Origin of the sequence: Sporosarcina sp. UB5, assembly GCF_050859005.1 — a bacterium.
Lineage (GTDB): Bacteria > Bacillota > Bacilli > Bacillales_A > Planococcaceae > Sporosarcina.
On sequence record NZ_CP125984.1, the window covers coordinates 2325344 to 2339644 of the forward strand.

General features: G+C 42.5%; 14 protein-coding genes, 1 pseudogene and 1 riboswitch. Of the genes and pseudogenes, 9 read left to right on the forward strand and 6 right to left on the reverse strand.

Annotation, left to right across the window (positions count from 1 at the left end):
• Positions 1–83 precede the first annotated feature (83 nt).
• Entirely contained in the window at positions 84–863 is a 780-nt protein-coding gene (gene asd / locus QM454_RS11735; RefSeq protein WP_432358239.1) for an archaetidylserine decarboxylase, read from the reverse strand.
• Between the two features lie 52 nt (positions 864–915).
• Between asd and pssA the strand changes: the two genes are divergently transcribed.
• The 3 genes from pssA to recQ all read left to right on the forward strand — a co-directional run bounded on the left by pssA (position 916) and on the right by recQ (position 4558).
• Positions 916–1449 carry a CDP-diacylglycerol--serine O-phosphatidyltransferase gene (pssA, locus tag QM454_RS11740; protein ID WP_432358241.1) on the forward strand — a complete coding sequence of 178 codons (534 nt, stop codon included), beginning with the start codon at positions 916–918 and terminating at the stop codon, positions 1447–1449.
• A 758-nt stretch (positions 1450–2207) separates the two neighbouring features.
• Entirely contained in the window at positions 2208–2657 is a 450-nt protein-coding gene (locus QM454_RS11745) for a hypothetical protein (RefSeq protein ID WP_432358244.1), read from the forward strand.
• Positions 2658–2746: 89 nt separating this feature from the next.
• Positions 2747–4558: a DNA helicase RecQ gene (recQ, locus tag QM454_RS11750; RefSeq protein WP_432358246.1), complete on the forward strand. Its 1812-nt coding sequence runs from the start codon at positions 2747–2749 to the stop codon at positions 4556–4558.
• A 94-nt stretch (positions 4559–4652) separates the two neighbouring features.
• On the opposite strand, the gene QM454_RS11755 is transcribed toward recQ, so the two are convergent.
• From QM454_RS11755 to QM454_RS11765, 3 genes are all read right to left on the reverse strand, one after another.
• Entirely contained in the window at positions 4653–5294 is a 642-nt protein-coding gene (locus tag QM454_RS11755; protein WP_432358249.1) for a queuosine precursor transporter, read from the reverse strand.
• A 15-nt stretch (positions 5295–5309) separates the two neighbouring features.
• Positions 5310–5807, reverse strand: coding sequence for a preQ(1) synthase (gene queF, locus QM454_RS11760; protein WP_432358252.1), 498 nt, complete (start codon positions 5805–5807; stop codon positions 5310–5312).
• 97 nt (positions 5808–5904) lie between these two features.
• Positions 5905–5948: riboswitch (PreQ1 riboswitch) on the reverse strand.
• A gap of 32 nt (positions 5949–5980) precedes the next feature.
• Positions 5981–7141 (reverse strand): MFS transporter, encoded by a 1161-nt coding sequence (locus tag QM454_RS11765; RefSeq protein WP_432358254.1) that lies wholly within the window; start codon positions 7139–7141, stop codon positions 5981–5983.
• Between the two features lie 152 nt (positions 7142–7293).
• On the opposite strand from QM454_RS11765, the gene QM454_RS11770 reads away from it, so the two are divergent.
• Positions 7294–8277, forward strand: coding sequence for a diaminopimelate dehydrogenase (locus tag QM454_RS11770; protein ID WP_432358257.1), 984 nt, complete (start codon positions 7294–7296; stop codon positions 8275–8277).
• A gap of 75 nt (positions 8278–8352) precedes the next feature.
• Positions 8353–9441, forward strand: a complete 1089-nt coding sequence (locus QM454_RS11775) for a M42 family metallopeptidase (RefSeq protein WP_432358260.1) — start codon at positions 8353–8355, stop codon at positions 9439–9441.
• A gap of 262 nt (positions 9442–9703) precedes the next feature.
• Here the strand turns inward: QM454_RS11775 and QM454_RS11780 are convergent.
• Positions 9704–9998: pseudogene (locus tag QM454_RS11780) on the reverse strand (transposase); the annotation flags it as partial.
• Positions 9999–10170: 172 nt separating this feature from the next.
• Between QM454_RS11780 and QM454_RS11785 the strand changes: the two are divergent.
• On the forward strand, positions 10171–10425 hold the full coding sequence (locus QM454_RS11785) for a hypothetical protein (RefSeq protein ID WP_432358263.1): 255 nt from the start codon (positions 10171–10173) through the stop codon (positions 10423–10425).
• 279 nt (positions 10426–10704) lie between these two features.
• On the forward strand, positions 10705–11670 hold the full coding sequence (gene argF, locus QM454_RS11790) for an ornithine carbamoyltransferase (RefSeq protein WP_432363981.1): 966 nt from the start codon (positions 10705–10707) through the stop codon (positions 11668–11670).
• 189 nt (positions 11671–11859) lie between these two features.
• Here argF and sspI read toward each other — a convergent pair whose 3' ends face one another.
• On the reverse strand, positions 11860–12072 hold the full coding sequence (gene sspI / locus QM454_RS11795) for a small acid-soluble spore protein SspI (RefSeq protein WP_432358266.1): 213 nt from the start codon (positions 12070–12072) through the stop codon (positions 11860–11862).
• 91 nt (positions 12073–12163) lie between these two features.
• Between sspI and QM454_RS11800 the strand changes: the two genes are divergently transcribed.
• Positions 12164–12928 carry a TrmH family RNA methyltransferase gene (locus QM454_RS11800; protein ID WP_432358269.1) on the forward strand — a complete coding sequence of 255 codons (765 nt, stop codon included), beginning with the start codon at positions 12164–12166 and terminating at the stop codon, positions 12926–12928.
• Positions 12929–13253: 325 nt separating this feature from the next.
• On the forward strand, positions 13254–14291 hold the full coding sequence (pheS, locus tag QM454_RS11805; RefSeq protein WP_432358272.1) for a phenylalanine--tRNA ligase subunit alpha: 1038 nt from the start codon (positions 13254–13256) through the stop codon (positions 14289–14291).
• The last annotated feature ends 10 nt before the right edge of the window (positions 14292–14301 follow it).

Sequence of the window (14301 nt, forward strand, 5' to 3'; positions counted from 1 at the left end):
TAATATCTAGTGAATATTACTATACTCGACTGAAGGAATAGAAGAGTGTGAAATTTTTGTGAAGTTAACTCCTCTCGGTGGGATTACTTCACCCATTCTCCAACCGACTGACCCATTTTTACTTCGGAATTCACTGGAATGGTCGGACGAAATGATTCGTTATGTTCCAAAAATAATATGACGGTCGATCCAAATGAAAAGAAGCCGAACTCTTCTCCTTTTGTGCAAGCAGTGGACGAGTTTGAAATTTGGATACTGTTAACATTCAACGCTCCTACTTTAATAATTGCCATTCTTCCATGAGCCGTCGAAAGTTCAGAAATGATTCGGTAATTTGTTGCGAATGGTTTGTTGCCTAGCCGTAAGCCGAGATCATTTACCGGAAAGGAAGTAGTTCCGAGTGCATACCTCGATACAAGCTCCCCGTCATATGGATAATGGAAATGATGATAATGGCTAGGGGATAAATAAAAAATATAAAAGAAACCTTCCTTATATGGAATTGCTATCTTCTCATCTCCTAAAATCTCATTTATACTATAGAAATGGTTCTTTATCATAATCGTCTGATTCATATCAATTATCCCGTACTCGGTAACGACACCGTCAACCGGCGAAATTAATGTGCTTGAATTTAAGTTAATTGGCCGTGAACCCTTTTTCAAATTACGCGTAAAATAAGCTTGAAGGGTACTATAATAGTCGATTGGAAATTCGGCTTCATCTTCGTTAATACGGTATGTCGTTGCAAACGGTTTTATTAACTTCCGGCTTAAACGTGAACGTGCAATTGTTTTTAAGAGGGCGGAGGACAGGGGATGCCCTCCAAGTTCAACGAATCGGTTGAATAACATTTTTTTCATGCTATCAGTCTCCAATACTTTAAAATGGTTGATTAATACAGGAGGTGTTGTCATGTTTTTATCCAGATACTTTGATTATACGAAAATAAAAGGGCAATTGGCGAATGCAATTACAATTACAAACTTAAGTTTTGGGGTCATCGCAATCATATTAATAGCGCGGGATCTTGGCCATATGAGTTTAGCTTTCATTTTCCTTGCTGCTCTTTTCGATCGGTTTGACGGTTTGGTCGCACGACATTTTCAATCCGAGTCGTTGTTCGGCAAGGAATTGGATTCATTAAGTGACATCGTATCATTCGGAGTAGCTCCAGCGCTGTTAATTTATATGACGGATTTATCGGCTATGCTATGGGTAGGAATTGCGGCAACTGTTTTTTATATCGCCGCTGGAGCGATTCGTCTCGCGCGCTTTAACGTAAGGGAATTTGACGGTTCCTTTTACGGAGTGCCTATTACTGCAGCTGGTGTCGTGTTGACATTGTCTTACTTTCTGAGTCCTTATATTGGGCCACAATTTTTCGTCATTTTAAAGGTTGTTCTTGGTTTGGCGATGGTGAGTAATATCCGAATTGCAAAAGTATAAACTAAGTTAGACAACTATTTACGATGCCTTAATTTCTGCAAAAAACGCAGAAATACGGCAAATCGAACTCTACGTGGTTCGATTGGCTGAAGGGGGCTGACTCGAAATCAGCTAGGGCGTTCACGCGCCGCGGGGGTTCAAATCTTCTCGTCTCCGTATATGTTGATATGATGCGGTTTGTAAGCCTGCTGGCATACTTTTGGCATTAACTTTTTTGAAGTCGTTCTCCATTGTGAGTGCGACTTCTTCTTTTAGGTTTTGCTCCTAAATATAAATGAATATGACAAACAGACCTAACGAATATTTGTTTTTTCGCAAGTTCAAATGTGCTATAGTGGAGCGATTGTGTTTCGGTCTTCACTCTAATAAGCATATCGGCGAAGGTAATAAAAAAGAATTTTCCCAATTGTAACAGGTTCGGTTGATAGGGAGAAAACAATAAAAAACACAGCATTTGGGGACAATTCGCATATGAATTGGTGTCCCTATTTTTGTTGTTGCATTAACATTTGGATGCTTTACATAAAAGAATTGGTACCACAATTGGCGGGAATTAGCAGCAGCGCATAAATTTATTTGCCTTTGTTAATTCCGTTGTTAAAATACTTGCTAATTGGATATTGGAAGGAAAAATATAGAAGGAAGATGAGAAATCTATGTTAAAATAAATTAAATATTGAGAAATGAAGTTCTTCAACTAACGTGGCAGTTTAGTTGATTAACAAAGGAATTATTAAATGCGACAGGGAGGTGCTAAAATGGTCAAAAGGAAAATGTTGTCGTTTGTTTTGACTATAATAATTTCCACTCCTATTATTGGTTTATGTTATATGATTGTAGAAGGGAGTGACATAACCGAGGTACCAGCTTTAATGTTATTTGTACTTATTTTTGCTGCCCCAGTTGTATTATTCTTTGGAATTCCTGTAACAATGTTATCCGATCAAATAAATAAGAGGTTTAAGGGCAAGAAAAGAATGTATGCCTCATTAGTAACCCATTTATTCTTTGCCATCAGTTTCGTTGTTTTATTTGTTTTAATTACTGAATCTAGGTTTATTTTCACTGACTTTAATGGTTTTGATTGGTACTTTTTAATTCCAGCAACTGTTTATTCATCAGTACTCTGGTGTGTAGATGAAAGATTAAGAAAAAATAAAAATTGTCATCATTGTTTCACTCAGAATCTTCATTTAAAACTAATGTGACTATCGATTGGAGACTTGTCCGAATGTCTGTTATTCTATAGAAAAGCATCAAACTAAGAGGGTGACTTAAAGGTGAAAAAGCGCCGATATTGAGGTGCTTTTTTCAATACATATTAACAGAGGTGATTCCAATCGAAAAAGCAACATCCGTATTATCTTCCTATTTCGGATTTTCTTCCTTCCGTACAGGCCAGGAACAAGCTATACGAAATGTGTTAGACGGAAAAGATACGCTTTGTGTCATGCCGACTGGCGGCGGAAAATCTATTTGTTACCAAGTTCCTGCAATGGTAATGGAAGGTACGGTCCTCGTCGTATCCCCGTTAATTTCTTTAATGAAGGACCAAGTAGATGCCCTTCATCAAATTGGCATACAAGCAGCATACATTAACAGTACATTGTCGACTGAAGAATATTTCGGAACGGTTGAAAATGCATTGGAGGGAATGTACCGTTTGCTCTACGTAGCTCCGGAACGCTTCGAATCTCCTGCATTCATTCAACAAATTAGCAAAATGAATATCCCGATGATTGCAATTGACGAGGCACACTGTATTTCACAATGGGGACACGATTTTAGACCAAGTTATCGGATGATGAGTAAAGTTATATCCTCATTCGAACAAAAACCGGTCGTCTTAGCATTGACAGCAACAGCAACGCCTGATGTCCGCGATGATATTTGCGACCAATTGCACATTGGACCGGAACATACAGTTATGACAGGCTTTGAAAGAACTAATCTAACTTTCTCTGTCATTAAAGGGCAGGATAGGGATAAGTTCGTTAAAGAGTATGTTAGGAAAAACGAAGGGGAAGCTGGAATTATTTATGCCGCTACACGGAAAGCGGTCGATCAGATTCATGCGACGCTTGAACGGAGCGGGATTGCTGTCGCAAAGTATCATGCAGGATTATCGGATAGTATCCGGCAATCAGAACAGGATCGGTTCCTTATGGATGAGGCAACAGTCATGGTAGCGACGAATGCATTTGGAATGGGGATCGATAAAAGCAATATTCGATATGTTATTCATTATCAAATGCCGAAAAATATGGAAAGTTATTATCAGGAGGCGGGCCGTGCAGGAAGGGATGGATTGGATAGTGAATGTACGCTCTTGTTCTCCTCGCAAGATGTGATCACGCAACGCTTCCTCATTGACCAATCGCAGGATCAACAACGTATTCCAGCGGAGCTTGAGAAGCTTCAGTCGATGATTGACTACTGCCATACGGAATCATGTCTCCAAAAGTTCATCATTTCGTATTTCGGTGAGAAGGACGTTCAGGATTGCGGACGTTGCGCAAACTGTACGGATACTCGAGAACGTTTTGAAGTGACGGTTGACGTACAAAAGGTGCTGTCCTGTGTTATCCGTATGGGTCAACGTTTCGGGAAAACAATGATTGCGCAAGTTCTTACAGGCTCGCGTAATAAAAAAGTGCTCGAGTTCGGTTTTAATAAGTTGACGACATATGGTCTCATGAAAGGACGAAATGCGAAAGACGTTTCCGATTTCATCGAATTTATTATTTCCGAGAACTACCTTGGAGTAGAAAACGGCCAATTCCCAATCATTTATGTAACTGAACAAGGGAAGGACGTACTAAAAGGAAACGTGAAGGTTTATCGAAAAGGAACTGTCGAAACGAAGCAGATTGCTAAAGACGATCCGCTATTTAATCAGCTGCGGGCACTGCGCATGAAACTTGCCCAAGAAGCGGGCGTTCCGCCATTTGTCGTCTTTTCAGATAAGACGTTGCGTGACATGGCAGCGAAAATGCCGGTTACAGAAGAAGCGTTTTTAGAAGTGAACGGAGTCGGGGCGGCGAAGTTGGAAAGATACGGTGAAGCTTTCATGGAGGAAATCAAATCATTTACCGCTCAAACGATTTGAGTATATGAAAACAGGTGAAGGGTCGCGAAGCCGCGACATCCTCCACCTGTTTTTTTATTGTTCAATTCGGACGATAAAGTTCTCGCTCGAACATTCAACTTTGCAACGATACTGCCTCGCTCGTAATTTCAGGCTCCTTTTTCCTACATAAAGCAACAAGCAAATAAACAATCGGAGTATCTAAAACGGCAATAGTGAACTTGAAAATGTATTGGCTTGCGATCATTCCTAACAATACGCCAATCGGCATCGTTCCTGCAAAAGCGATTGTAATGAAAATCGTCGTATCGACGAGTTGACTAGCCATCGTGGATACATTATTCCGTACCCATAATTTTTTCGTACCGTGCTTTCTTTTCAATTTGTCGAATAAGGTAACATCTAAGTTTTGGCTAATGAGGTATGCAACTAAACTTGCAATTGTCACGCGGAATCCCGCAGTGAAAATCGTTTCAAATGCTTCTTGATGTTCATAGAAAGGGGCTGCGGGCAATTGGATGGCAATCCAGATGAAGGCAATCGCGAAAAGCTGAGCGATGAATCCTGTTTGTACCGTTTTCCTAGCAGCTTCCTTTCCATACGCTTCTGTTAGTACGTCTAAAATCGGATACGTGCATACATAAATAATTGCCGCCGCTGGAATGACGATCCAGCTACCGAGACTTATCAGTTTAACTGCAACGATATTTGATAATAGTAAAAGCCCGACAAAAATCCCGCTTAAATAATAGCGCATTTCATTGTTTCCTCCTTAACGGTTATCGATTTTTTCCGGGTACATGTCATGGTTCATTAAACGATGTTCCGCCATTTTTTCGTATTTCGTTCCAGGTTTTCCATAGTTACAATAAGGATCGATGGAAAGACCCCCACGCGGAGTGAACTTGCCCCACACTTCGATATAGCGTGGATCCATCAGCTTTATCAAATCATTCATAATGATGTTGACACAGTCCTCGTGGAAATCACCATGATTGCGGAAGCTGAATAAATACAGTTTCAATGATTTACTCTCCACCAATTTTTTATCCGGGATGAAACTAATGTACATTGTTGCGAAATCCGGCTGTCCTGTCATCGGGCAAAGCGACGTGAATTCAGGACAGTTGAATTTGACGAAAAAATCTCGCTCTGTATGCAAATTATCGACCGATTCCAAAATGGAAGGATCATACGTATAGGCATATTTTGTGTTTTGATTCCCAAGCAATGTTAAATCCGTTAATGTGTTTTCATCTCTTCCGGCCAATTAAAAAACCTCCATGATCATTTTTTGTCAGGGAGGGTCCATAGTGAATACGAAAAAAAGAAAAGCCATGTCGCTTAATGGACATGGCTCATTTCCGTCATCCATAGTTTTTTATAGAGGGTCGCTATGAACCTCTCCCGAACAGGGTTATTCATTTCGTGTAAAACTTTAACCTATCGCGGTTCTTCTGTCAATAGTAGACTTCTTTTCATTCCCAGAATTGTATAGATTGCAACACTCAATAGGATAATTCCTGTAAGCGTAAACCCGCCTTTAAATGTCAAATCTAAATAGCCGATGAGACTGGAGCCTGCGACGACACCGATTGAAAAGAATGCATAGAAATAGCCGTAAGCTTTCCCACGGAAATCCGGGGATGATGAGTCGATGAGCAAGGAGTTGATTGATGGGAAGAGGAATGCAAACCCTATTCCGTATAATATCATTGCCAAGTATAGAAACTGCAACTCAGTAACTTGACTGAGAAACAGCATGCTAATTCCCATCATTGAAATGCCGAAAGCTAATGTAATCATTGGACGGACTTTATCAAAAATACGGTTAATCGGCAATAGGAAAATTAGGATCGCAACGAGACCGAACGTACTGAGCAACATACCCGTAACTTTCGTATCGAATCCAAGAGCTTCAACTTTTAAAGGCAAGACTAAAGCTAATACACCTTGGGAAAACATAAGGAAAAAGGCACCTGCAAATGCACGGACTATGCCGGGATGTTTGAACAAATATCGGACCCTAAAATGTTTCACCTGTTTACTCTTATTCTTTTTCACAATAGAAAAGGAGCGTAATAGGAAAAACGCGGAAATCGCAAGTATGAACATGATGATGCCATTCACGGTCATAATAAAAGGAGCTCCTGTTTTTGAGGCGACAATTCCGCTGTAAGCAGGCCCAATAATTGCCGCCATTCCAACAAACGCACCAGAAATTGCCACACTTCGACCTCTCTTTGACTCTTCGGCACGATTGGCGAGGAAGGTAAATGCAGCAGGAACGATAAGCCCTTCCATAAAACCGTGGACGAAGCGAATCCCTAGAAGGGATACAGGGTCCGATGCGAATGAATAAAGAAGAAGGGAAATGCCTGAGGCGAATAGTCCGATAAGTAAAATGACGAATGGTCCTCTACGGTCCGTCATGAATCCAGAAATAACATTCCCAATCGTATTGGAAAATGAATACATCCCGACTGCCAACCCTGTCATAAAGGATGAAGCGCCTAATGATAATGCAAAAGGGCTCATAATTGGTAGTTGCGAGAATAAATCAAAGAAAGAAAAAAAGACGATAACATAAACGAAAGCGCGCATGTAAAATCCTCATTTCAATTAAGTTGAATCATAGTCTACTTTACCATGAATGCGAAAATAGGCAAAAGGACAACTTGTGAACAAAAATATTCGTAATCAGAATGGCGAAGCGATAAAATGAAAGAATACTTTTATAAGAGAGGGCTGATTAGATGGTTGAGAAAATTAAAATTGGAATTGTAGGATACGGTAACTTGGGAAAAGGGGTAGAGTCGGCAATTGCCCAAAACGATGATATGGAGCTTAAAGGGGTCTTTACCCGAAGAGAGCCAGGCGACTTAAAAGTGAATAGTGATACGCCTGTTTTACGTTTGAACGAAATTGAAAACTATGTGGATGATATGGATGTTTTAATTTTATGCGGAGGCTCAAAAGACGACCTTCCTGAACAAGGACCAGCACTTTCAAAGTTGTTCAATACCGTCGATAGCTTTGATACGCATGCGAAGATTCCCGAATACTTCGAAGCTGTTGATGAATCGGCTAAAATGAATGGGAAAACGGCCATCATTTCCGTCGGATGGGACCCGGGGTTATTTTCCATCAATCGATTATACGGTGAATCAATCCTTCCTGAAGGGGCAACATACACGTTCTGGGGGAAAGGGTTAAGCCAAGGACATTCAGATGCCGTAAGAAGGATCGAAGGAGTCAAAGGTGCTGTTCAATATACAATCCCTGTTGAAGCGGCTGTCGAGAAGGTGCGTAACGGATCACAGCCAGAGCTAGGCACACGTGAAAAGCATACGCGCGAATGCTATGTAGTGCTTGAAGAAGGTGCCGACAAAGCTGAAGTGGAGCGTGCTATCGTAACGATGCCTAACTACTTTGCAGATTATGATACGACAGTACACTTCATAACTGAACAGCAATTAAAAGAAGAGCATAGCGCGATGCCGCATGGCGGTTTTGTTATCCGGAGCGGCAAAACCGGTAATGCGAACAACCAAGTAATGGAGTTTTCATTAACATTGGATAGCAACCCTGAATTCACATCGAGTGTTCTCGTTGCTTATGCACGGGCCGCTTATCGATTGAGTAACAAAGGGGAAATTGGCGCAAAAACAGTATTCGATGTCGCGCCAGGACTGCTTTCACCAAAAACTCCAGCGCAACTTCGTAAAGAAATGTTGTGATCGTGAAAGAACTTCCATTGTTGCCATCTTTCATCTATACTGAATTTGTAGTTTTTATTTAGGAGGGCGAAATAAATGTCGAAACTAGATGATACATTGATCATGTTGAAAGATTTAACCGACGCGAAGGGCATTCCGGGGAATGAGCGTGAACCGCGTGAAGTTATGAAGAAATATATTGAGCCTTATGCAGATGAAATTGAATACGATGGACTTGGATCGTTAATTGCCAAAAAGAGCGGCGATGGTAATGGACCGAAAGTGATGGTGGCAGGCCATTTAGACGAAGTCGGTTTCATGGTGACAAAAATTGATGATAAAGGCTTCATTTCCTTCCAACCAGTTGGTGGATGGTGGTCGCAAGTCATGCTTGCTCAACGTGTCACGATCGTAACGCGCAAAGGGGATACAGTGACGGGCGTCATCGGCTCGAAACCTCCACATATCCTTTCTCCAGAAGCTCGGAAAAAGCCGGTTGATATTAAAGATATGTTCATCGATATTGGAGCGACTTCAAAGGAAGAAGCGATGGAATGGGGCGTTTTACCAGGCGATATGATCGTTCCGTATTTTGAATTCACAGTGATGAACAATGACAAATACTTGCTTGCAAAAGCATGGGACAACCGAATTGGTTGTGCGATTGCAATTGACGTTATGAAAGCGTTGAAAGATGAGCAACACCCGAATATCGTTTTTGGAGTCGGAGCAGTACAAGAGGAAATTGGCTTGCGTGGCGCAAAAACGGCTGCTGCGAAAGTGAAACCGGACATCGGTTTTGCTGTTGACGTCGGTGTTGCAGGAGATACACCTGGTGTCACTTCGAAGGAATCGACGAGCAAAATGGGAGATGGACCACAAATCCTTCTTTACGATGCATCGATGGTCTCCCATAAAGGATTGCGTGACCTCGTCGTCGATACGGCAGAAGAACATGGCATTCCGTACCAATTCGAAGCGATTCCGGGCGGAGGAACTGATGCGGGTTCAATCCATGTGAGTGGGAACGGTGTGCCGTCACTAGCCATTTGCATCGCAACACGTTATATCCATTCCCATGCGGCAATGTTACACCGGGATGATTATGAAAACGCAGTGAAATTGATTGTAGAAGTGATTAAAAAGCTTGACCGCGAAACAGTCGATAAAATCATTTTTGAATAATTGAAAGCTAGACCGTGCCTATTTGTAGGTGCGGTCGCAGACTGTAGACAAAAGGGTTGGAAATCTATGATTTCCAACCCTTTTGCTTAAACATGTACATTTTAACTGTCAGTAGACTGAAATAACGTTGATTTCCGTTCCGGGCGGACGCTTTCCGGGGGGCTTGCCCTCAGCCTCCTCGTCGCTTCGCTCCTGCGGGGTCTTCACGCTGCGCTGATCCCCCAGGAGTCGCCGCCCTGTACTCCAATCAACTGGAAATCCTTTAAGACAGGGGTATCATTTCAGCCTCCATAGCCGGCGCTCTCCACGTCCAACTGGTCAGCTTCTTCAAAATTTATGGCAGCAAAAGTTAACATCGCCTGCATGGACATTTTTTTAAGTCCCTGGAGGGTTGTCTACCGCATGCCATGCTTTTCTTTTGCATCAGCAAAGACGCGCTCGATCGTCTCTTTGTGTTTTCCGTATATTTCCTTGATTTCATGGTTGTGTCGCAAGTCCTCAGCTACATCCAAATAGTCCTGCCAGATATGCCGTTGAATCATCTTTCTGTAGATCTTCAACTAATGGATAGATGAAGGAGAAATCAAGGGCCGCATCCAGTTTGCGAACCAGATGGTCCTGAGGAACCAACTGTTCTATTGTAAGCATTTCCAACTGTTCGCGTTCATTAATTTGATTCTTCTACATCATATCCATCACTTCATTCATTTAATTAGGAAACACCGTTGATTGGAGCGGAGAGCGGCGACTCCTGCGGGAACAGCACGAGCTGAAGACCCTGGACTGAGCGAAAGCCGTCACGAAGAACGGCTTTTGCGAGTAAAAGCGAAGCGTTACGAGCAGATTGTAGCTGCCTTAATTTCTGCAAAAGGCGCAGAAATACGGCAAATCGAACCCTTCGCTGTTCGATTGGCTGAAGCCGTGCCCGCGGAAAGCGTCCGCTCGCAGCGGAAATCAACACTTTTAGCTTTATCTCTATTTTAAAAGAAAAAGACTGTAGGCAAACCCGGAAATTCAGGGTGTTTGTCTATAGTTTGAGACCGTGCCTATTTGTAGGTGCGGTCTTTTTTTATACATTCATTCGTGTATAAATGCATATTGGGAAAATCTCTAGAAAGCGTTGTGGATACTGTGAAAGTCAGGATTCATCCTGAGTAAAATTTATTTCCAAACTAATAATAATTCAATTGACTTTATAAATATACAGTCATATAATAATTTATACAATAAAAATTTAGGATGGAGATGATCATTTTGGTGAAAATGCATATATCCACAGTTAAGCCGATCAATAAAATTGAAAGCCAGCTAAAAGGCCGTGATCTTTTAACATTATTAGACTATACGAGTGAAGAAATCGATTATTTATTGCAAAAGGCTTTACAGTTAAAGGTGGATACGAAAGCAGGGAAGCTTCCCCCCATATTGCAAGGAAAGACACTTGGTATGATTTTTGAAAAACATTCTACGCGTACTAGAATTTCCTTTGAAGTCGGGATGATCCAGCTTGGCGGCCATGCGATGTTCATGAACGCAAAGGATCTACAAATCGGCCGTGGAGAGTCTGTATATGATACTGGAAATGTATTGTCCGGGTACTTAGATGCGGTTATGATTCGTGCAAATTCACATGAAATGGTAAAGGAACTAGCGAAGCATTCATCGATCCCTGTTATCAATGGACTGACTGATATGTTCCATCCGTGTCAAGCGCTTGCGGATTTATTGACGATAATTGAAGTAAAAGGAGAGTTAGTCGGCAAAAAACTTGCCTATGTCGGCGATGGAAATAATGTTGCCCATTCATTAGTTATCGGTGCGGCGCATATGGGAATGCACGTAGCGGTTGCAACCCCGGTAGGATTTGAATTCGACCCAATCCTTTTTGAAAAAGCCCAAAAGATTGCAGCGGCGAATGGCGGATCCGTCATGCAGACAAATGATCCGGTAGAAGCAGTAAAAGATTCGGATGTCGTCTATACGGACGTCTGGACGAGTATGGGACAGGAAGAAGAGGCAGCTGTCAGACTTGAAGCGTTCAAAGGGTTCCAAATAAATGACGAGCTCGTTTCCAATGCGAAAAACGATTATATGTTTTTACATTGTTTACCTGCACATCGTGAAGAAGAAGTTGCAACTTCAGTTATCGATGGACCAAATTCATATGTATTCCAGCAAGCAGAAAATCGATTACATGCCCAAAAGGCTGTATTGGCAACTTTGCTGTAGTCGTTTATGCACGATACTCTTCAGCCTGATTGAAAACGCTTGTCAGCCTAGGCGCGAAGTGGAGCGAAGACGCGAATAGAACTATAGTTCATGAGCGGACGAGCGACACGAGCAACAACGGATGCGAGCGTTTGTCAACAGGCTGACGTTAAAAGCCACTCCGATAAGAGTGGCTTTAACGTTCCATTATTAACCTGCAGAGAATGCTTGTGCAAGTTCGCCGGTGATTTTTGTTTTTTCCTGTTCATCGGCATTCACCCACAGCTTTTCAAAAAATACACCTAAACCTGGCAATAAATGCTCTTCGCCTCGCTGTAACGCATCCTCAACGACATTTCGAATATCGGTCGCCGAGTTATTCGTCATATTAGCAGTTATGGCGTCTCGAATTTGAAAATCCATCATATCATCCTCCTAACTTCATTTTGGACACATTGATCGCCAACTATACGGACATTTGTTACACTAAAAGAAAAAGGATGTCGCACAATATATGAAAAGAATCGAATCAACTCAGAATGCACTCGTAAAACATTGGAAAAAGCTAACTACCTCTAAAAAAGATCGGGATAAATCCGAAGAATTCATCGTTGAAGGCTTCCACCTCGTCGAGGAGGCATTAAAGACGGAAGGGACCATTCTTCACTTAATAATTAGGGAGGATCTTGAAGTACCTGCAAGTTGGAAGACCGATAATCTTCAACTAATTCAAGTGACAAAAGCAGTTGCAAAAGAGCTCGTCGAGACGGAGCAATCTCAAGGGATTTTCGCGCATTGTCGTCAGCCGGGACATACGGATGACGAAGCTGCTAAATGGAAAAAGCTCTTATTCATCGATGCTGTCCAAGATCCAGGGAATATCGGAACGATGATCCGGACGGCAGATGCTGCAGGGATGGATGCTGTTATTCTCGGAAAAGGTTCGGCGGATCCGTTCAATCCTAAAACGGTTCGCTCCGGTCAAGGTTCGCATTTCCATATCCCGGTTGTAAGAGGAGAACTTGGTGATTGGATTGAACGCGCGAAGTCTGCAGGCATTAAAATTATCGGAACAGGTTTGCAAAATGCTGTCGATCATTACAATGTCGGTCCGTTGAATGAATTTGCGCTCATCGTCGGAAATGAAGGTAGCGGAGTATCAGATGAATATTTATCAAAAGCGGACGATATTGTAAAAATTCCATTGTACGGTAAAGCAGAATCATTGAATGTCGCCATTGCCGCCGGAATCTTGCTTTACACGTACGGAAAACAATGATGTCCAAGTTGATGTACGTAACGAAATCGGGTATAGTAAAGTGTAAATAACTTTCGAAAAGTGATGACCGGGAAGAGTAAACAGTATGCAACCGACAGGAAATCGGCGCCTTGACTGAGAGCGCGGATAGGCGAAACATTGTTGAAGTTCACCCCGCGAGCTGCCGCTAGGACCAGTGCAAACTGTAAAGGCGTGCCGGTAGAGGGCCGTTATTCCAAATGAAGTGATTATGCGTTATGCGTATAATAATCAGGGTGGTACCGCGAACTCGTCCTCGTCCCTTTTTTAGGGGCGGGGATTTTTTATTTTGAAAGGAGAACTGACAATGGAGCAACAATTGCAGCAATTGAAAGAAGAAGCGTTGACGAAAATTCAAGAAGCGACGACCGTCAAGGAATTGAATGACGTCCGTGTCGCTTACCTCGGCAAGAAAGGTCCCATTACTGATTTATTAAAAGGGATGGGAAAACTTCCAGCTGAAGAACGTCCTAAAATGGGCGCTCTTGTCAATGTTATCCGTGAAGCAGTAACAGAATCACTCGAAGCGAAAATGACGAAGCTGGAAGAAGAAGCAATTAATGCGCAACTGGAAAAAGAGGCGATCGATGTCACATTGCCTGGCCGTCCGGTTCCAACTGGCAACCACCATCCGCTTACACGTGTTGTTGAAGAGATTGAAGACTTCTTCATTAGCATGGGCTATGAAATTGCTGAAGGTCCTGAAGTCGAAAAAGATTATTACAACTTTGAAGCGCTTAACTTGCCAAAAGGGCATCCTGCGCGCGATATGCAAGATTCATTTTATATTTCCGAAGAAGTTCTTCTTCGCACACATACTTCACCGGTCCAAGCGAGAACGATGGAGGCAAAAGGTGGAGGCGCTATTAAAATCATCTGCCCGGGGAAAGTGTACCGCCGGGATAGCGACGACGCGACGCATTCCCATCAATTTACGCAAATCGAAGGACTTGTCGTCGGCGAAGATATCCGAATGAGCGACTTGAAAGGTACACTCGACCTGTTTGCGAAGAAAATGTTCGGCGCCGACCGTGAAATCCGTTTGCGTCCTAGCTTCTTCCCATTCACTGAGCCGTCCGTAGAAATGGATATCTCATGCTTTAAATGCGGCGGGGACGGCTGTAATGTATGTAAGAAAACAGGATGGATTGAAATTTTAGGCGCAGGAATGGTGCATCCGAACGTATTGAAGATGGCGGGCTATGACCCTGCTGTCGTAACAGGATTCGCATTCGGTATGGGGCCTGAGCGGATTGCGATGCTGAAATATGGTGTGGAAGATATCCGTCATTTCTATACGAATGATGTGCGCTTCATATCACAATTCCATCGGACGGAAGCTTAAGGAGGAGATC